The organism is Mesorhizobium kamtschaticum, assembly GCF_056174585.1.
This window is the reverse complement of record NZ_CM149691.1, coordinates 2,543,639-2,562,823: the sequence shown is the minus strand read 5'-3', so window position 1 is coordinate 2,562,823 and position 19,185 is coordinate 2,543,639. Positions and strand designations below refer to the sequence as shown.

Here is a 19,185-nt window from a genome sequence, read left to right as displayed (position 1 = left end):
ATGTCGCTTGACCGGTCCTCCATCCGCGCACCCGAAATCCAGCTCCAGCCGGCGCCGGAGGATCGGTTGGCCGCGTTGGAACGGGTTATCAGGCGCTTCAGCAACGCCGATGGGCTGGTCAAGCGTGGCGGTCTCGTCACCGAAGTGACGCCGACGCATTACAAGGTGCGCGGACTTTCCGATTTCGCCAGGCTGGGCGACATGGTCGAACAGCGCGGCCAGACCGGCTCGCGCCGCGGCGAGATCGTCAAGATCAGCCGCGACGAGGTCGTCGTCGCTCCCTTCGAGCGCAGCGCCGATGCCGGCATCGGCGACGCCGTGTTCCGCAGGGGACCGCTCGCGGTGGCGCCGCACGGCTCATGGCGCGGCCGCACGATCGACGCGCTCACCCGGGCGATCGATGGCGGCCCGCCGCTGATCAGGGGCGACGACCTGTCGGGCAGTTCCACGACACCCGGTGCCATGGCCCGGCAGCGCGTCGGCACCGCCTTCATGACCGGCGTCAGGGTCATCGACATCTTCACGCCGCTTTGCTTCGGCCAGCGCATGGGCGTCTTTGCCGGTTCGGGCGTCGGCAAGTCGACCCTGCTCGCCATGCTCGCCGGCGCCGACGCGTTCGACACCGTCGTCGTGGCGCTGATCGGCGAACGCGGCCGCGAAGTCCGCGAATTCCTCGAGGACACGATCGGCGACAGCATGGCCAAGACCGTGGCCGTCGTCGCCACCAGCGACGAAAGCGCCATGATGCGCCGGCGCGCACCCGACACCGCCATGCGCGTCGCCGAGCACTTTCGCGACCAGGGCCACCGTGTGCTCCTGGTGCTGGATTCGATCACCCGCTTCGCCCACGCCTTGCGCGAGGTGGCGACGGGAACCGGCGAGCCGCCGGTCGCCCGCGGCTATCCCGCCTCGGTTTTCACCGAACTGCCCAAGCTGCTCGAGCGCGCCGGGCCGGGGGCTGAAGGCCCCGGGATTGAAGGTAAGGGCTCGATCACCGCCATCATTTCCGTGCTGGTTGACGGCGACGACCACAACGATCCGGTTGCCGATTCCGTGCGCGGCATCCTCGACGGCCATGTCGTGCTCGACCGTGCGATCGCCGAGCAGGGCCGCTATCCGCCGGTCAATCCGCTGTCGTCCATATCGCGCCTGGCCGGCAAGGCCTGGAGCGTCGAACAGCGCGCTTTGGTGACGCGGCTGAAGTCGATGATCTCCCGCTTCGAGGACACGCGCGACATCCGCCTGCTCGGCGCCTATCAGGGCGGCGCCGACGCCGAGCTCGATATCGCCGTGCGCCAGGTGCCGCTGATCTACGAGGCGCTGACGCAATCGCCCAGGGACCGCCCGTCAGCCGATCCATTCTCCGATCTCGCCCGCCATCTCAAGGGAAAGCTGAATGCCGAATCAGGAGACTGAACGCCAATATACCGAGCGCATCCTGAACGAGATGATCGCAGAGGCGAACGCCGCCGAGGCAGCTCGGGCCGAGGAAGATAGGGCCGCCAAGGCAAAGGCTGCCAGCGCCATAGCCGCCAAGACCGCGGCTGTTCTGGCCAGGGCCGCCAAGCCGGCTCTGGCCAGAGCCAAGCCGGCTATACCCAGATCAGAGCCGGCTCTACCCAGATCCGAACCTGTTCCGGCTCAGGCTGCCGTGTCCGCCATGCATGTGATTCCCCGCGTAGAGCCCGCCGAGATGACGCAGGCAAGCCGCGAATCGCTGATCGACGGCCTGTTTCCCGTCACCGAATGGCCGCAACCACCAAAGGCGCAATTTCCAAAATTGCGCAAGAAGGCGGACCGGCGAAGCGACTTCGTCATCGCCGCGCTCGGCGTCACGCTCGGCCTGATCTGCGCCCTGTTTCCCTGGTATATCTTCTTCAACCCGGAGCAGTTCGGCGTTCAGGCGATCAAGTTTGGCGGCACCGGCACCAATTCGGGACGCGCGGGCGGTGGCGTGGTCGCCTCGCGCAGCGCGCCGCTGACGGCCAAGGACGTTCCCAACACCAGCATCGACCTGCTCGCCACCGGAACGGTTCAGGATGATGCCACCCCGGCACAGCCGCCCGGCGACCAGCCCTTCCCCGCCGATGTCGCGAAGTTCCGTATGGTCCATGTCGCCAACGGCCGCGCCATGATCGAGGACGACACCGGCCTGTGGATCGTCCAGCGCGGCTCGACGCTGCCGGACTCGAGCACGGTATCGTCGATCGAGCAGCGCAACGGCAAGTGGGTCATGCTGACCAGCACCGACCAGGTGATCCAGCTTTCCAGGTAGGCTGTCGCGGTTCTGCCAGAGCGGTATTCTCGGACAAACGGTGCCCGTTTGTCCAATAATACCGCCTCTCGCTTTTCGGCCTCATGTTCTAGCGGCCGACCGCAAGGTCCGCGCAAGACTGGCGGCCTAGTCTTTGGGCACATGCCCGGAGATTCCCATGGAGCCCGTTTCCCTTTTCGATCTCGCCGCCAAGCAAGCGCAGTGGCTTTCCGTGCGACAGTCGGCGATCGCCGGCAACATCGCCAACGCCAACACGCCGGGCTACACGGCAAATGACGTCGAGCCCTTCGAAAAGGTGCTCGACCGTACCGCGGTGTCGCTGCAGACCACCGAGGCCGGCCATCTCGGCAGCGCGGCGACCAATGCCGGCTTCACCATCAAGCCGCAGGAAGATGACGGCGTGGTCATGCCGTCCAAGAACACCGTCGTGCTTGAAGACCAGCTCCTCAAGGCCGGCGAGGTGCGCCGCTCCTTCGAGCTCAACACGGCGATCGTCAAGGCCTTCCATTCGATGATGATGATGGCGGTAAAGAGCTGACCATGGACGCGCTGACCGCAGCCCTGAAAGTCGCAGCATCCGGCCTCGGCGCCCAGTCCGAGCGTCTGCGCGTGGTTTCTGAAAATCTCGCCAATGCCCAGTCGACCGGCACCACGCCCGGCGCCAACCCCTATCGCCGCAAGACCATCAGCTTCGTCTCAGAGCTTGACCGGACCTCCGGCAGCTCGACGGTTGAAGTGAACTCGATCGACCGCGATCCGAGTGATTTTCCCGTCGAATTCCAGCCCGGCAACGAGGCCGCCGACGAGAAGGGCTACGTCAAGATGCCCAACGTCAACGTGCTGATCGAAATGGCCGACATGACCGAGGCCAACCGCTCCTACGAGGCCAACCTGCAAGTCGTGAAGCAGGCGCGCGACCTCATTTCAATGACCATCGACCTGATGAGGAACCAATGATCGTGAATGGCATCGGCGCGCTTAACCTGAAGCCCGGGCTGGGCGATATGGCGACCGACCTGCTTCAGGGCGGCGTCGCGCCGGCGACAGCCGGCAATCTCGGCACCTCCTTCGCCGAAGCGGTGAGCCAGGCGGCCTCCAAGACCGTCAACACGCTGCAGAACGCCGAGCAGGTGTCGCTGCAGGCGCTCAAGGGCGATGCCGACACCCGTCAGGTGGTCGATGCCGTGATGAGCGCCCAGCAGGCGCTTCAGACCGCCGTCGCCATCCGCGACAAGGTCGTTTCGGCCTATCTCGAAGTCAGTCGAATGGGTATTTGAGGAGTTAGGGCATGAAAGCACTTGCCATCGCCGCCACCGGCATGAATGCCCAGCAGACAAATCTGGAAGTCATCGCCAACAACATCGCCAACATCAACACCACCGGCTACAAGCGCGCGCGCGCCGAATTCTCCGACCTGCTCTACCAGGTCGACCGCACGCAAGGCGTGCCCAACCGCTCCAACGCCTCGCTGGTGCCGGAGGGCGTTTCGATCGGCCTTGGCGTCAAGACGACGGCCGTGCGCAACGTGCACACCCAGGGCGAACTGACCAGCACCGGCAACAGTTTCGACATGGCGCTGACCGGCAGGGGCTGGTTCCAGATCGAGGGCGCCGACGGCGGCACGCTCTACAGCCGCGCCGGCGCCTTCAACACCAACGCCACCGGCCAGCTGGTGACGGTGGACGGCGCCAGCGTCATTCCGGCCATCACCGTGCCGACCAATGCGGTCGAGGTGATCGTCAACAAGACCGGCCAGGTCTTCGCCCGCATCGACGGCCAGACCGCCCTCCAAAGCCTCGGCCAGCTCCAGATCGCCAACTTCGCCAACGAGGCGGGGCTCGCACCGCTCGGCGACAACCTCTTCCAGGAAACGGCGGCTTCCGGCCCGGCCAATGTCGGCGTTCCCGGCGATCCCGGCTTCGCCACCATCCAGCAAGGCTATCTCGAGGCGTCCAACGTCGACCCGGTCAAGGAAATCACCGAACTGATCTCGGCGCAGCGCGCCTATGAGATGAACTCCAAGGTGATCCAGGCCGCCGACGACATGGCCTCGGTTGTCTCCAAGAACATCAGGTAAGGGACGATGGCCATGCCGATCTCCTGCTCCGCATTCCGCCGCACCACGCTCATCCTTGCGCTGGTAGCCGGCGGCGTGCCGGCTTTTGCCCAGGAATTGACAAGCCAATCCACAACTGGCCAATCGGCAACGCAGATCGCCAGCAATCAGCCTGTCGGCGAAGTCGTGCTGATCCCCAACCGTGTCATCTATCCCGGCGAGACCATCGAGCTTGCCGCCCTGAAGCAGGTGACCCTCATCCCGGGCAAGCACAAGCCCGACGCCATGGCGACGCGCTCCGAGGAGCTTCAAGGCAAGATCGCCAAGCGCACGTTGCTGCCCGGCCGCTACATTCCGTCAGCCGCCATCCGCGAAGCCTGGCTGGTCGAACAGGGTGCTGCCGTTCAGGTCTTCTTCATCGCCGGCGGACTGACGATATCGGCGACCGCAGTGACCTTGCAGCCGGGTTCGGCCGGCGACCTCATCAAGGTTCGCAACAGCGACAGCGGCAAGATCCTCTCCGGCACCGTGATGGCCGACGGAACCATCCAGGTCAGCGCTTCATGATGCGCCCGCTTGCCCTTCTGCTCGCGGCCACGCTCGGCCTGCAGCCGGCGCTGGCCGACGGCCTGACGCCCAAGGCCAAGCGCGAACTCGCCGCCAGGAACGGCGGCGTCGACAACGATCCCGAATATGATCCGGCGACAACCACCCGCATGTTCCGCGTTTCGCCCGGGCCGAGCTCGCTGCCGCCCGGCCAGGTCGCCTCGCGCATCAAGGACATCGCCCAGCTGCAGAGTTCGCGCGACAACCAGTTGGTCGGCTACGGTCTTGTCATCGGGCTCGCCGGGTCAGGCGACAGTCTGCGCAATTCGCCGTTCACCGAACAGTCGATCCGCGCCATGCTGGAAAATCTCGGCATCGCCACCGAAGGCGGCAGCGCGCGCGCCAAGAATGTCGCCGCTGTCATCGTCACCGCCAATATGCCGCCCTATGTGCAATCGGGCGCCCGTATCGACATCGACGTCTCCTCGATGGGCGACGCCACCTCGCTTGCCGGCGGCACGCTGATCATGACGCCGCTGAAGGCGGCAGACGGCGAAATCTATGCCGTCGGCCAGGGCGCGGTCATCGTTTCCGGCTTCATCGCGCAGGGTCAAGCCCAGCAGTTGACGCAGGGTGTCCCGACCGCCGGCCGGGTGCCGAACGGCGCGATCGTCGAGCGGCAGGTGAAAGCGGAATTCGACGACCAGTCGACGCTGACGCTGCAGTTGCGCAATCCCGATTTCTCGACCGCCATCCGCATCGCCGACGCGATCAACGACTATACCAGCCAGCGCTTCGGCATGCGCGTGGCGGGCGAGCGTGATTCCCGCACCGTGCAGATCAGAAGACCGAAGGGCGTTTCGGCCGCGCGTTTCTATGCCGAGATCGAAAACCTGGTGGTCGAATCCGATACGCCGGCCCGCGTCGTCATCGACGAGCGTACCGGCACCATCGTCATCGGCAACGACGTCAAGATCTCGCGCGTCGCCATCAGCCACGGCACGCTGACGGTGCGCATCACCGAAGCGCCGCGCGTCGTTCAGCCCGAGCCTTTCTCGAAAGGCGAAACCGCCGTCGAGCCGTTCACCGCCATCGACGCCAGCCGGCCCAATGGCCGCGTCGCCGTGCTTGACGGGCCCGACCTGCAAACCCTTGTCTCCGGCCTCAACCGTCTCGGCGTCAAGCCGGACGGCATCATTGCCATCCTGCAAGGCATCAAGTCGGCCGGCGCCCTGCAAGCCGATCTGGTTCTCCAATAGGCGATGCCGATGATCCTCTCCCCCTCTTCTCATGAAAGACGTCGCTCCCGCGCAATCCTGTTAGCGGCCATGGCAATCGCGGCCGTGTCGGTTGCCAGTGGCGGCGCTCACGGTGAGGATGTCGTTCGCCAGGTTCTGCCTGGAGCGCAGCCCGCGGTGGCACCGCAGCAATTGACGCGGGAAAAGGCGCCGGACCAGAGCGAGATCGAACGCTTCTGCTCCAACATCGCCGACGCCGCCCGCGACCGCCGGTATGCCTTGCAGGCCGAGGAGCTGAAGCAACTGCAGGCCGGCATCGACGAGCGCATGAAAGCGCTGGACGCAAAGAAAGCCGAATACGAGACCTGGCTAAAGCGGCGCGAGGTCTTCCTGGCCCGGGCCGAGGATGGCGTCGTCAAGATCTATGCCGGCATGAAGCCGGATGCGGCGGCCGAGCGACTGGCAATCGTCAACGCCGACCTGGCCGCGGCCATCCTGATGAAGCTCGATTCACGCAAGGCCAGCGTCATTCTCAACGAAATGGACCAGAAGGCGGCGGCGACGCTCACCGGCATCATGGCCAGCGCAGCCCGAAGGGTAGATCCGTCATGATCCGCAAAACGCTCATCTTGTGCGCGGTCGCGATGCTGTCGGGCTGTGGCACGGACCTGCGCCAAGTCGGCAAGGAACCGGCTCTGTCGCCTGTCGGCTCCGGCGTGAGCGACGGCACCACTGGCTCGCTTTATCCGGAACCACCAACAGCACCGGTAAGGAAATTCTCGCTGTGGAACGACCGCCAGAGCCGGCTGTTCACCGACCCGCGGGCGCTGTCGCAAGGCGACATTCTCACTGTCAAGATCTCGATCAACGACAGGGCCAATTTCAAGAACCAGAATGACCGCAGCCGCTCCGCCGACCGCAAGCTCGGTTACGACATCAGCGCGCAGTGGGACAAGCTAAGCACCGCAGGCAAGGGTTCTGGCGCTCTCAACTCCACCACCGACACTACGGCCAATGGCGAGATCAAGCGATCGGAGACCCTCGAACTCAATGTCGCCGCCATCGTCACCGACGTCCTGCCCAACGGCAACCTGATGATCAGGGGCTCGCAGGAAGTGCGCGTCAACGCCGAACTGCGGGTGCTGACCATCGCCGGCATCGTCAGGCCCGCCGATATCGGCGGCGAGAACACGATCCCCTACGAGCGCATCGCCGAGGCCCGCATCTCCTACGGCGGACGCGGCCGCATCACCGAGATCCAGCAGCCCGCCTACGGCCAGCAGGTCCTCGACCAGGTTCTTCCGTTCTAGGGATTGGAGAACCAAGCACCATGGCCAATGTCGAACAGGTTCAGCCTCGCAAGGGTCCTTCCCTTGTCGTCCAGGGCGCCATGCTGCTCGTGGTGACGGCCGCCGCAATCGGCATGGGCTGGATGTCCGGCGGCTATCTCAAGGGCGTCGGCGCACCGTCATCGGTGCCGGCTGCGCCTGAAAATGAGGGCAAGGTTGCCGAGCCCGCCGCCGCGCAACAGCCAGGCACGGGGCCGACGCTCGTCGTGCTGGCGCCGATCACAACCAACATAGCCTCGCCCGCCGACACCTGGATCAGGATGGAAGTATCCGTGGTCTACGACGCGCCGCAGCCGCCGGCGATGGCCGAGGACATCCATCAGGATCTTCTGGCCTTCGTGCGCACGCTGAAGATGCATCAGGTCGAGGGCGCCAGCGGTTACCAACACCTGAAAGCCGATCTCGAGGAACGCGCCTCGATCCGCAGCCAGGGACACGCCAAACAGGTTCTCATCAGGACATTGCTGCTCGAATGAAGAAGTTCCTTCTCGCCGCGGCGCTGATCGGCGCCGCCACATCGATCGCGGCGGCTCAGCAGCTGGACCTGGGCGGCATCGGCAAGGCCGACGGCACCACCGTGGGCTACATCATCCAGATGTTCGGCCTGCTGACCGTTCTGTCGGTGGCGCCGGGGCTGCTGATCATGGTGACGAGCTTCACCCGTTTCGTCATCGCCTTCTCGATCCTGCGCGCCGGCATCGGCCTGCAGTCGACGCCGGCAAACCTCATCCTGATTTCGCTGTCGCTGTTCATGACCTTCTATGTCATGGCGCCGACCTTCGATCAGGCCTGGAACACCGGCGTCAAGCCGCTGATGGACAACCAGATCAGCCAGACCGTGGCCTTCGAGAAGATCTCGGATCCGTTCCGCACCTTCATGCTGCACAATGTGCGCGACAAGGATTTCGACCTCTTCGCCGATCTTGCCCGCGAGCGCGGCCAGGTCGTTGCCAAAGAGACGGTCGACCTGCGCATCCTGGTGCCCGCCTTCATGATCTCCGAGATCCGCCGCGGCTTCGAGATCGGCTTCCTGATCGTGCTGCCCTTCCTGGTCATCGACCTGATCGTCGCCACCATCACCATGGCGATGGGCATGATGATGCTGCCGCCCACCGTGGTGTCGCTGCCGTTCAAGATCCTGTTCTTCGTCCTGATCGACGGCTGGAATCTGCTCGTCGGCAGCCTGGTGCGATCCTTCAACTGACCTCGCCGTCTCGGCGCAAAGCGTCGACTGCCGCAAGGGCCGCGCAGTGCGCGAGGCGTCGATTTTTTCTCCAATTATTTTTGCTTAACCGTCCAGTTTAGGTCTTTGGTAGGAACTCGCCGCCATAGTCGCTCGCAGATGGCGGGTGACCCAAACGCAACGGTCATTGGCATGATGCCGCTCCGTCATACCGGACAATCCGGTATGCAAAAAACACCTGTAAAAACAAGGTACGAGTAGCCATGTCCAGTATCATGACGAACAGCGCCGCATTGACGGCCCTGCAGAGCCTTAACGCCACCCAGAACAACCTCTCCACCACCCAGGCCCGCATCTCCACGGGTTATCGCGTTTCCCAGGCTTCGGACAACGCTGCCTACTGGTCGATCGCCACCACCATGCGCTCCGACAACCAGGCCATGTCCACCGTTTCGGACTCGCTCGGCCTCGGCGCTTCGAAGGTCGACACCGCCTACACCGGCATGAACAGCGCGATCACCACCATCAACTCGATCCAGCAGAAGCTGACCGGCTCCTACGGTCAGACCGACGCCGCCAAGGAAAAGACCCAGGTCGAAATCGCCGCCCTTCAGGCACAGCTGAAGAGCTACGCCGACGGCGCCACCTTCTCCGGCACCAACATGCTGTCGGTAAACAGCGGCGCGACGGCCACCACCGCTGCGGACGTCAAGGTCGTTTCAGCCTTCAACCGCACCTCCGCCGGCGCAGTTTCGATCTCGACGATCGACGTCAACGTGGAAAGCATCAAGCTGTATGAAGCCGGCACCGCCGCGACCTCGAAGGGCATCCTGGACGCCAATCGTCTCGGCATCTCCGGCGCCGAGACTGCCACGGCTTCGACTCCGACCCTGGGTGCTGCCGCTGCGGCCACCGACACCTATTCGGTCGCCAGCCTGTCCATCTTCTCGGGCACCACTGCCGCCAGCGATAGCCAGATCTCGCAGATGATGACGGTTGTCGACGCCGCGCTCAAGGACATGACGACCGCCGCCACCAAGCTCGGCGCCGCCAAGAGCTCGATCGACCTGCAGAAGACCTTCACCTCGAGCCTGATGGACTCCATCGATCGCGGCGTTGGCCAGCTCGTCGATGCCGACATGAACAAGGAATCGACTCGCCTCCAGGCCCTGCAGGTCCAGCAGCAGCTCGGCGTCCAGGCGCTGTCGATCGCCAACGGCTCGTCGCAGTCGATCCTGTCGCTCTTCCGCGGCTGATCGCGCTCAACCGGTTACAGCTAGCAAACGGGCCGCGCCAAAAGCGCGGCCCGTTTTGCGTTTGCTCCAGCCCCACGCAACCCTCGTTTCTTAACCCTCGAAAGCGAGCCTTTAACAGGCCGTTAACCATAACAAGCTAGTCATGGTTAACCATAGCTTACAACGGATTGGCGAATCGGCCCGGTCGGGACGACGGCAATCGATGGGCGGGCCAGCGGCTCGCGAGGGCAACGCCGGTTTTTGAGAAAGACCGGCCTAGGAAAAAGGAGCGAGTTTCTTGGCGAGCATCATGACAAACGCTGCGGCGTTGACTGCACTTCAAAGCCTCAACGCCACCAACAAATCGCTCGAACAGACGCAGGCCCGGATTTCCACGGGCTACAGGGTCTCCCAGGCCTCCGATAACGCTGCCTACTGGTCGATCGCCACCACGATGCGCTCCGACAACCAGGCGCTTTCGACCGTGCAGGACGCGCTCGGCCTCGGCGCTTCGAAAGTCGACACCGCCTACACAGGCATGAACAATGTGCTGACGAGCATCGGCCAGATCAAGACCAAGCTGCTTTCCACCGTTGGCCAGACGGACGCCGCCAAGGCAAAGACGCAAACCGAAATCACGGCACTCCAGGCGCAGATGAAGTCCTTTGCCGATGCTGCCACCTTCTCGGGTTCGAATTTCCTTTCGGTGACGTCAACGCAGGTCACTGCCGCCAATGACGGCGTCCAGCCCGACGCCAAGATCGTCTCCTCCTTCAACCGCTCCTCGTCCGGCGCCATCTCGCTCGGCACGATCGACATCGATGTCGAGAGCACGAAACTGTTCGATTCCGGTCTCTCCACCGCCGTCAAGAACCAGGGCACGCTCGACCGCAAGACATCCGTATACGCGACAGCGGCGGCCCAGAACCTGTACGATACCGCCTATGCGGCCACGCTCGCCGCCAACGGCACTGACATCGCCGCCAACGCCGCTGGCCAGACGGCGGCGGGGGCGACGGTTGCCAAGATCGACAACGTTTCCGCCTTCAATCTCGACATTACGGCGGCCGGCGTGACCGACGACATCATCACCCAGATGATCGGCAAGATCGACAAGGTCATGAGCCAGCTGACCGACCAGGCCACCATCCTCGGCGCCGCCAAGAGCAGCATCGACCTGCAGAAGACCTTCACGCAGAGCCTGATGGACTCCATCGACCGCGGCGTCGGCCAGCTCGTCGATGCCGACATGAACAAGGAATCGACCCGCCTGCAGGCGCTGCAGGTGCAGCAGCAGCTCGGCATCCAGTCGCTGTCGATCGCCAACAGCTCGTCGCAGTCGATCCTGTCGCTGTTCAAGAACGGCTAATTCAGCCGTAACTGACAGATACCTACCTCCAATTCACGGGCCGCGCCGCAAGCGCGGCCCGATTTCATTTTCGCACAAGCTTCGAGGGCTAGTGTTCCGGCGGACAATCATGCTGGGAGTCGCTCTATCGTGCCGGAACAGATCCAGAGCATCATCTCTAACCTCCGCGGTTTTGGAGTGAAGCGCCTCGCCATGCTGGCGGGCATCGCCGTTCTGGTGATGGGCGTCATCGGCATCGCCTCGGTCTACCTCAACCGCCCGGCCTACGACACGCTCTATGTCGGCCTCGATCGTTCCGACGTGAACCAGATCGGCCTGGTGCTGGGCGAGGCCGGCATCGGCTTCGACGTCGGCGCCGACGGAACCTCCGTGCTGGTGCCGGCCGGCACCACGGCGCAGGCGCGCATGCTGCTTGCCGAAAAAGGTCTGCCGACCAGCGCCAATGCCGGCTACGAGCTGTTCGACAATGTCGGCGCTATGGGCCTGACCTCGTTCATGCAGCAGATCACCCGCGTGCGTGCGCTGGAAGGCGAGATCGCCCGCACCATCCAGTCGATATCGGGCATCAAGGCGGCGCGCGTTCACATCGTCATGTCCGAGCGTGCCAATTTCCGCCGCGACGAACAGCAGCCCTCGGCATCGGTCGTCATCCGCTATGCCGGCATCGACGCCGAGAAAAGTGCCCAGTCGATCCGCCATCTCGTCGCCGCCGCCGTGCCTGGCCTGTCGGCCGACAAGGTGACGGTGCTCGATTCCAACGGCAACCTCTTGGCCGCCGGCGATGATCCCTCCAACACCAGTGCGGCCCGCACGCTCGGCGTCGAGCAGACCGTGGAGGCGCAGATCGGCGACAACATCCGCCGCGCGCTGGCGCCGTATCTCGGCCCCGACAATTTCCGCGCCAGCGTCAAGGCCGAGGTCAACACCGACACCCGCCAGACGGAAGAAACCATTTTCGATCCGAATTCACGTGTCGAGCGCTCGGTGCAGTCGGTGCGCGCCAATGAAAACAGCAACCAGAAGCAGGCTTCGACCCGGCCAGCGTCGAGCAGAACCTGCCCGAGACCCAGGCGACCAGCACAGACGGTCCGCAAACCTCTTCGGCGAACGACCGCAAGGAAGAGATCACCAACTACGAGATCAACTCCAAGAAGATCGCCACTGTTTCCAACGGCTACACCGTCACCAAGATGTCGATCGCCGTCGTCGTCAACCAGGACCGGCTGAAGGCGATCCTGGGCAAGGACGCGACCCCCGAGCAGATCGCCAAGCGCGTCGCCGAGATCCAGAAGATGGTCAGTTCCGCCACCGGCTTCGATGACAAGCGCGGCGACGTCATCGACGTCTCGGCGGTCGAATTCATCGACGGGCTCGACGGCGAGGCGATCCCGCAGGCTGGAATGCTGGATTCCATCGGCCAGCACGCCGGCACGCTGATCAACGCCGGCGCTTTCATCGTCGTCGTCTTCCTGGTGGCCTTCTTCGGCCTGCGGCCGATGGCGGCGGCGCTGACGGCGAAGGCGACGCCCGCTTTGTCGGGTCCGAATTTCGATGAAGTCCAGCGTTCGCTGCCGACACCGGAGGCAGCCGCTTCCGCCGATGCGGGCGCCGCCATGAACGCCTTGCCGAGCTCACGGTCCAGTGCCAATGCGCTCGACGATCTTCGCCAGAAGATCAGGCCGGCGCCACAGGAGCGACTTGCCCGCATGGTCGACCTCAATGAGGAGCGCACCGCGCAGATCCTGCGCAAATGGGCCGCCCAGGAAGTCGCGGCATAAACCATGGCCTCCGCAGCCCTTTTCGATCTTCTCCCCGATTTCGGTACGCGCACGCCGCGCGTCAGCCAGCCTCAGGCCGCGTCCGAACAGAGACCGGAAGCATCCGCACCGAAGGCCGATATCGGCACGCTGATCGCCGAGGCGGTTGCCCAGGCGGAGGCAACGCTGGCCGAACGGCTTGTCGCTGCCCATGACGCGGCCCTGGAAGCGGAGCGCCAGGCGAATGCCGAGGAAGCGCGGATTTTTCTCGAAAGCTTCGGCGGCGATATCGGCAAGGCGGTCTCGCTGCGCATCGACGCCATGGAAACGCGCGTGACGGACCTCGTCGCCGCCACGGTCGCCCGCATTATCGGCGGCGTTGTCAGCGACGACCTGCGGAAGCGTTCGCTCGAGGCGCTTGCCGGCGCGGTTCGCGAAGCCGTCGGCGATGGCGAAGCGGTGCGCATCGCCGTGCGCGGGCCGCTGTCGCTGTTCGAAACGCTGAAGGCATCGCTTGGACCACGCATTGCAAATCTCGACTTCATCGAGGCGCCCGGCTTCGACCTGACGGTAACCATCGACGAGGCCGTGTTCGAAACACGCATCGCCGAATGGTCGGCAACCCTTTCCGAGGTCTTGTCATGAGTGTCGCCGAGGCCGATCACGGCAGGCACGAGATCATCATCGTGCGGCGGGCTCATGACGACCACGACGAAGCCCATCATGGCGGCGTCTGGAAGATCGCCTTCGCCGACTTCATGACCGCCATGATGTGCTTCTTCCTGGTGATGTGGCTGATAAACGCCGCCAACGAACAGACCAAGGCGGCCGTCGCCAGCTACTTCAACCCGGTAAAGCTGGTCGACCGCAATTCGAGCCGCAAGGGCCTGGAAGACCTTGGCGACGGGCCGAGCGCGATCGGCACGACCGCCCAAAACCCGCAAAAGGCCACAGCCAAGGCTGGTCAGGGCGGCAATGGCGAGGCGGGTTCATCCGACCGCAAGCAGGAAAAGCAGGACCCACAGCGGCCGCAACAAACCGACGATCATCTCTTCGCCGATCCTTACGCCGTGCTCTCGGAAATCGCCACCGATACCGGCGTCATGCAGAATGTCAGCCAGAAGGGCGATGGCGGCGCGCAGAGCGCCGGTCCGGCGACGGGCGCCTCGGGCGGCGCGTCCTACCGCGATCCCTTCGAGCCCGATTTCTGGTCGCAGCAGGTCGCCACGCCCGCCGCCGAGGCGAGTGCGCAGCGCCCCAAGATCGAGGGCGACCCGCTCAAATCAGGTGACAAGGCCGCGGAAACACAGGTCGCCAAGGTCAAGGCCGTGCCGCCCGCACCGCCCGTCAAGGACGCACCGCTCGAGCCCCTGGCCGGAGATGGCAAGGACGCCGCAGCAGCGATGGCCAAGATGGGCGATACGAAGGTCGGCGAAACCAAGGCCAGCGAAACCAAGGCCAGCAGCGCCAAGCCTGCCGATACCAAGGCTGGAGACAGCAAGGCCGCGGCTGCCGCCAAGGCGGATGCCGCAGCCGCCGCTCAAGAGACGACCGCACCTGAAGCCGGGCAAAAGCCGCCGACCGCCGCTGCCGTGAAGGCGGCTGCCGACGTCAAGCGGCAGCTGGCCGATGCCTTCAAGCCCGGCGACAAGCTGCACGACGGCGTCTCTGTCGAAGCCACCGACAAGGGCGTCGTCATTTCGATCACCGATCAGCTCGACTTCGGCATGTTCGAAGTCGGATCGGCGGTGCCGAGCCGCGAACTGGTGCTGGCGATGGAAAAGATCGGCCGCATCATCAACAGCCAGAAAGGCACCATCAGCATCAACGGCCACACCGATGCACGGCCCTTCCGCAGCGCCGGCTACGACAATTGGCGGCTGTCGACGGCGCGCGCGCATTCCGCCTACTACATGCTCGTGCGCGGCGGCGTCGACGAACGCCGCATCACCGAGGTCGCCGGCTTCGCCGACCGCCAGCCGAAGGATCCGGCCGATCCCCTGTCGGCGGCCAACCGCCGCATCGAGATCCTGATGGCGAACGGCGGATGAAGCGGGCGGCCGTCACCAGCCGGCTGATGGGCCTGTTGCTGCTGGCAGCCGGCTATCCGTCGGTCGGCTTTGCCCAGGATACGCTGCAGCCTTACCAGCTGGTGCGCTCGCTGCAGCTCGTCCAGGACCGCATTGCCGCCGGCGATCACGCCGCGATGCCGATGCAGGCCAAGCTGCTCGAGATGACCGATACGCGCCTGCGCGAAGCGGATGCCGAGGACTTCAAGGACCCCAAGAATTTTCACGCGCTGCTGGTCTACGGCATGAGCGGCGGCAATCCGGCTACCGTCGAGGCGGCAGTGTCTCGCGCCACGTCGATAGATGCCCAGGACCTTGTGATCGCGAAGGGCATTATAAACTATCTGGTCGGCCGGCCTGCCGGCGCTATCGAAGTCCTGAAGCCAATCGATCCTATGACGCTGCCTAGCGACCTCGGCGCCTTTCTTGCCCTGGTCAAAGGATCACTGATGGCGACGGACGACCCGGCGGCGGCGCTGACGTTGCTCGACGAGGCCAAGCTGCTCAGCCCTGGCACGCTGGTCGAGGAGTCGGCACTGCGGCGCTCGGTCGGCATTGCCGTGACGCAAGGCGATGCGGCGCGTTTCGCGCTCGCCTCCACCCAGTATGTCGAGCGCTATCTCTATTCGCCCTATGCCAGCCAGTTCGCCGATTCCTTCGTCTCCGGGGTCATCACGCTGCACATGTCGATCAGCCAAGACAAGCTGGCCGATATCACCGCGATGATGGATCCCGAGCGCGAGAAGGTGATCTATCTGCGCATCGCCCGCCGCGCCGCGATCGACGGCCTGAGCGAATTGTCGGCCTTCGCCTCGGCACGGGCAGAGCAGGGTCGCGACGGCAACACCAATCAAGGCGATCCGCGCGCGCTGCTCTATTCCAGCCTGTCGACCGTGACTTCGGACACGACCGCGGATGTACGCGCCAAGCTCGGCAAGATCGACCGCAGCAGGCTGTCGGACGGTGACCGTGCCCTGCTCGACGCCGCCCAGGCCATCGCTGGTGAAATGGTGGCGCCGCCCGCAGCCGCTGCACCGCAGCCCAAACCTGAAGTCGCCGCCGTGCAGGCCGCCGACGAGGCTGGATTGCCGCCTGTCGAGGGTGCCGTCTCCGAGCAGCCTGCCGCCCCGCCGTCCGGCGGGCCAGCGGCCGCTGCGCCGAACGCGCCGGCGCCTTCAGCCGGTTCAGCGACGGTCCTGCCGGCATCCGCGCCGGCGACCTCTGCCGGTCCCGACACGACCGATCCGACCGACGCCGCCATGATGAAAACCCGTCGACAGCTCGACCTGATCGACCAGATGCTTGGAGCCGCCCCGAAATGACCCCCAGCCTCGGACCGGCCCTGCCAGGATTTACCGCCGCGCGCACGGCGGAGCAGTCGGCCGCGCCCGGCAAGCAGGATGATGCCGGTTTCGGCAGGATGGTGCATGGCAGCGCAAGCCAGGCGGAAAAACAGCCGACGGCCGAGGCCGGGACGCGCGACCCGCGCAGGAGCAAACTTGCCGCCGACCTTGCGGCACAGACAGGCGAGGACGAACCGATGCCGTCCGGCAAGGTGAGGACCACGCCGACCGGATTGACGGCTGCGAAATCCACAAAAGACGGCAAGGCTGTCGAGGCGGACAAGGACGCCGATACCGAAACGCCGGCGACCGACGCCGCCGCGACGCCGCTCGACGACCATCTGCCTCTGCTGATGGCGTTTCATGATCTGCGCCATTTCTCGACATCGGCCAAGTCGGCCGACGCAGGCGAAGCCGGACAGGAACCGGCGCTCGGCGGGCAGCTTTTGCCGAAGGCCTATCGGGCGACATCGGGCGTCGGACATGACGACCTCGAACCGATGTCGGAGCCAGAGCGGGCATCGCTCGTCGACGGGCCGCTGACGAAGCTCGAGTCCGTCCGCGACGCCGGTGCTGGCGCGCCGCGGCGTGACAATGCAATCGCTGCCGCCCTACTGCCTGAGACCACCGCCGCCGAGGTGCCGGGCGTGGAGCCGAAGCAGGCGGCGCCGCAGCTGAAGTCCATCGCCGACGTCCAGTCCTCGTTGCGGTCGGAGCCAGGAAAACAGCTCTCGGCGCAGGCGCGCGTCGACGTGGTTTCCGAGCGCAGCTTCCCTGCCCCGCCGCAGGCGCCTATGAGTCAGGCAGCGCTCAACGTAATCAACGCCGTAGCGGCCGATGTTGGCACGAAGCAGGCATTTTCGACAGCCTCCGCCAGCACTCCGCTGGCCAGTTCTGTTGCCGTTCCGACACATGTGTTGAAGATCGAACTTCACCCGGCCGAACTGGGCATGGTCACGGCCCATCTTCGCCTCTCCGGAGAACAACTCTCGATTGAACTGAAGCCCGAAACACACGACGCCTACCGCCGGCTTTCCAGTGATAGCGAAGCAATCGTCAAGTCGCTGCGCGGGCTGGGCTTCGAGGTTGATAAGGTCACCATCATGCAACCGTCAGTGGCCGTTCCGGCTACAACCCGGGCGGATGCAACCGCCTCGCTCAGCGCCGCGCCTGGCCGCGACCAGTCTTCCTTTCAGCCCGGAAACTCCAGCAGCGGAAACAGTGGAGCCGGCGGCCAGCAACCGGGCCAGCAGTCCGCAAGGGGGAACCATGATGACGCGCAAGCACTCGGCCGCGCCGCTTCGCCATCTCGCGAGCGCACTGGCGGCGATATGTTTATCTAGCCTCGCGAACGCCGCCCTCGCGGCCACCAATCCCTGCGAGCCCGAGATCCTGCGCGCCGCCGACCGCTACGGCGTGCCCGCCGGCATCCTCTATGCCGTTGGCCTGACCGAGACCGGCAAGAAAGGCAGCCTTCAGCCTAATGCATTGAATATAGAAGGAAAAGCGGTCTTCCCGAGGAGCCGGACCGAGGCGCTTGCCACCTTCGCCAATGCGCAGCGCGAGGGCAAGACGCTGATCGATCTCGGCTGCATGCAGATCAACCACCACTATCATTCCTCGCATTTCCGCAGCGTCGAGGACATGCTCGACCCGCGCCAGAACGTCGACTACGCGGCGCGTTTCCTGGCCAGTCTCCATGCCCGCCACGAAACCTGGTCGATGGCCGTCGCCCGCTATCATGCCGGTCCCGACAACGACCCGGCGCAGAAGGTCTATGTCTGCAGGGTGATCGCCAACATGGTTGCCACCGGCTTCGGCAAGTGGACAACCAACGCCCGCACCTTCTGCAACCCGTAAGCGTATTTTCTGCTTCTAATACGCCAATCGCACTGCTTTGGGGTTGCCGTTTTGACTTGCTCAAAACTTGCCACCAAAAGCATATCTGGCTGCACGCTAATGCAACCGGTGCGATTCCAGACTCCCAAGAAACTAGTTACAAGAAATGACGGTTGTTCAGGTTTCCCGCCAGCGGTTACGCCTTTTCCCACGGGGCAGATGTGCTGATTCGGAAGGCGGGGCCGATGATCGTGATCGTTGACGAGCGAGAGCTCGTAACTGAGGGATACAATTCACTTTTTGATCGCGAGGGCGTCGCCTGTGCGGGCTTCGCGCCTGGCGAATTCGGCGAGTGGGTGAACTCGGCCGCCGACACCGATCTGCGTTCGGTGCGGGCCTTCCTGATCGGCGACTGCCGCGACGGCGCAATCTCTCCACGCCAGATCCGCGACCGCACCGGCGCTCCGGTCATTGCGCTCAGCGAGCAGCATTCGCTGGAAAACACGCTGCGGTTGTTCGAGAGCGGCGTCGACGACGTCATCCGCAAGCCCGTCCACATCAGAGAGATCCTGGCCCGCATTACCGCCATCCGCCGTCGTGCCCATGAGGATGTCGCCTACACCGAGATCGGCGCCATGCGCATCTTCATGGACGGCCGCGACCCCGAGATCGATGGCCAGCCGCTGCCCTTGCCGCGCCGCGAACGCCGCATCCTCGAATATCTGGCGAGCAACCGCGGCCGCCGCGTCACCAAGACCCAGGTCTTCAACGCCATCTACGGCATCTTCGACGAAGAGGTCGAGGAGAACGTGGTGGAAAGCCACATCAGCAAATTGCGCAAGAAACTGCGCGAGAAGCTGGGCACCGACCCGATCGATTCCAAACGCTTCCTCGGCTACCGGCTGGTGTTCTGATGCCGCGCCGCG

At 64.6% G+C, this 19,185-nt stretch carries 20 protein-coding genes and 1 pseudogene; all 21 read left to right on the top strand.

From position 1 onward, the window contains the following. The gene (gene fliI, locus AC0V7N_RS12655) at nt 1–1,416 is read left to right on the top strand and encodes a flagellar protein export ATPase FliI (RefSeq protein WP_475457894.1); all 1,416 of its coding nucleotides are present in this window, start codon (nt 1–3) and stop codon (nt 1,414–1,416) included. Continuing rightward, nucleotides 1,397–2,275: a hypothetical protein gene (locus AC0V7N_RS12650; RefSeq protein WP_475457892.1), complete on the top strand. Its 879-nt coding sequence runs from the start codon at nt 1,397–1,399 to the stop codon at nt 2,273–2,275. The genes fliI and AC0V7N_RS12650 overlap by 20 nt, the downstream gene beginning before the upstream one ends. 157 nt (nt 2,276–2,432) lie before the next feature. After that, a complete protein-coding gene (gene flgB / locus AC0V7N_RS12645; RefSeq protein WP_019860948.1) occupies nt 2,433–2,813 on the top strand; it encodes a flagellar basal body rod protein FlgB in 381 nt (126 codons plus the stop codon). Nucleotides 2,814–2,815: 2 nt separating this feature from the next. Beyond that, on the top strand, nt 2,816–3,232 hold the full coding sequence (flgC, locus tag AC0V7N_RS12640) for a flagellar basal body rod protein FlgC (RefSeq protein ID WP_475457889.1): 417 nt from the start codon (nt 2,816–2,818) through the stop codon (nt 3,230–3,232). Further along, a complete protein-coding gene (gene fliE / locus AC0V7N_RS12635) occupies nt 3,229–3,552 on the top strand; it encodes a flagellar hook-basal body complex protein FliE (RefSeq protein ID WP_475457887.1) in 324 nt (107 codons plus the stop codon). The genes flgC and fliE overlap by 4 nt, the downstream gene beginning before the upstream one ends. 11 nt (nt 3,553–3,563) lie before the next feature. Next, complete coding sequence (flgG, locus tag AC0V7N_RS12630) at nt 3,564–4,352, top strand: flagellar basal-body rod protein FlgG (RefSeq protein WP_475457885.1); 789 nt, start codon at nt 3,564–3,566, stop codon at nt 4,350–4,352. Between the two features lie 6 nt (nt 4,353–4,358). Next, nucleotides 4,359–4,898 carry a flagellar basal body P-ring formation chaperone FlgA gene (flgA, locus tag AC0V7N_RS12625; RefSeq protein ID WP_475457883.1) on the top strand — a complete coding sequence of 180 codons (540 nt, stop codon included), beginning with the start codon at nt 4,359–4,361 and terminating at the stop codon, nt 4,896–4,898. Next, nucleotides 4,895–6,136 (top strand): flagellar basal body P-ring protein FlgI, encoded by a 1,242-nt coding sequence (locus AC0V7N_RS12620; RefSeq protein ID WP_027045481.1) that lies wholly within the window; start codon nt 4,895–4,897, stop codon nt 6,134–6,136. The genes flgA and AC0V7N_RS12620 overlap by 4 nt, the downstream gene beginning before the upstream one ends. Before the next feature lie 3 nt (nt 6,137–6,139). After that, nucleotides 6,140–6,727 (top strand): MotE family protein, encoded by a 588-nt coding sequence (locus AC0V7N_RS12615; RefSeq protein ID WP_475457879.1) that lies wholly within the window; start codon nt 6,140–6,142, stop codon nt 6,725–6,727. Continuing rightward, complete coding sequence (flgH, locus tag AC0V7N_RS12610) at nt 6,724–7,425, top strand: flagellar basal body L-ring protein FlgH (protein WP_475457877.1); 702 nt, start codon at nt 6,724–6,726, stop codon at nt 7,423–7,425. Before AC0V7N_RS12615 ends, flgH begins: the two co-directional genes overlap by 4 nt. 20 nt (nt 7,426–7,445) lie before the next feature. Next, complete coding sequence (locus AC0V7N_RS12605) at nt 7,446–7,940, top strand: flagellar basal body-associated FliL family protein (protein WP_475457875.1); 495 nt, start codon at nt 7,446–7,448, stop codon at nt 7,938–7,940. Then, nucleotides 7,937–8,668 (top strand): flagellar type III secretion system pore protein FliP, encoded by a 732-nt coding sequence (gene fliP, locus AC0V7N_RS12600; protein WP_475457873.1) that lies wholly within the window; start codon nt 7,937–7,939, stop codon nt 8,666–8,668. The genes AC0V7N_RS12605 and fliP overlap by 4 nt, the downstream gene beginning before the upstream one ends. Before the next feature lie 242 nt (nt 8,669–8,910). Then, nucleotides 8,911–9,903 carry a flagellin N-terminal helical domain-containing protein gene (locus tag AC0V7N_RS12595; protein ID WP_475457871.1) on the top strand — a complete coding sequence of 331 codons (993 nt, stop codon included), beginning with the start codon at nt 8,911–8,913 and terminating at the stop codon, nt 9,901–9,903. Between the two features lie 277 nt (nt 9,904–10,180). Then, a complete protein-coding gene (locus AC0V7N_RS12590) occupies nt 10,181–11,251 on the top strand; it encodes a flagellin N-terminal helical domain-containing protein (protein ID WP_475457868.1) in 1,071 nt (356 codons plus the stop codon). Between the two features lie 192 nt (nt 11,252–11,443). After that, a pseudogene (gene fliF / locus AC0V7N_RS12585) lies at nt 11,444–13,029 on the top strand (flagellar basal-body MS-ring/collar protein FliF). A 3-nt stretch (nt 13,030–13,032) separates the two neighbouring features. Next, on the top strand, nt 13,033–13,653 hold the full coding sequence (locus AC0V7N_RS12580; RefSeq protein ID WP_475457866.1) for a hypothetical protein: 621 nt from the start codon (nt 13,033–13,035) through the stop codon (nt 13,651–13,653). After that, nucleotides 13,650–15,059, top strand: a complete 1,410-nt coding sequence (locus AC0V7N_RS12575; RefSeq protein WP_475457864.1) for a MotB family protein — start codon at nt 13,650–13,652, stop codon at nt 15,057–15,059. The genes AC0V7N_RS12580 and AC0V7N_RS12575 overlap by 4 nt, the downstream gene beginning before the upstream one ends. Continuing rightward, nucleotides 15,056–16,399, top strand: a complete 1,344-nt coding sequence (locus AC0V7N_RS12570) for a MotC family chemotaxis protein (protein WP_496627868.1) — start codon at nt 15,056–15,058, stop codon at nt 16,397–16,399. Before AC0V7N_RS12575 ends, AC0V7N_RS12570 begins: the two co-directional genes overlap by 4 nt. A 218-nt stretch (nt 16,400–16,617) precedes the next feature. Then, on the top strand, nt 16,618–17,763 hold the full coding sequence (fliK, locus tag AC0V7N_RS12565; protein WP_475457858.1) for a flagellar hook-length control protein FliK: 1,146 nt from the start codon (nt 16,618–16,620) through the stop codon (nt 17,761–17,763). Further along, entirely contained in the window at nt 17,693–18,280 is a 588-nt protein-coding gene (locus AC0V7N_RS12560) for a transglycosylase SLT domain-containing protein (RefSeq protein ID WP_475460299.1), read from the top strand. Before fliK ends, AC0V7N_RS12560 begins: the two co-directional genes overlap by 71 nt. Before the next feature lie 224 nt (nt 18,281–18,504). Continuing rightward, complete coding sequence (locus tag AC0V7N_RS12555) at nt 18,505–19,173, top strand: response regulator transcription factor (RefSeq protein WP_010911291.1); 669 nt, start codon at nt 18,505–18,507, stop codon at nt 19,171–19,173. The last annotated feature ends 12 nt before the right edge of the window (nt 19,174–19,185 follow it).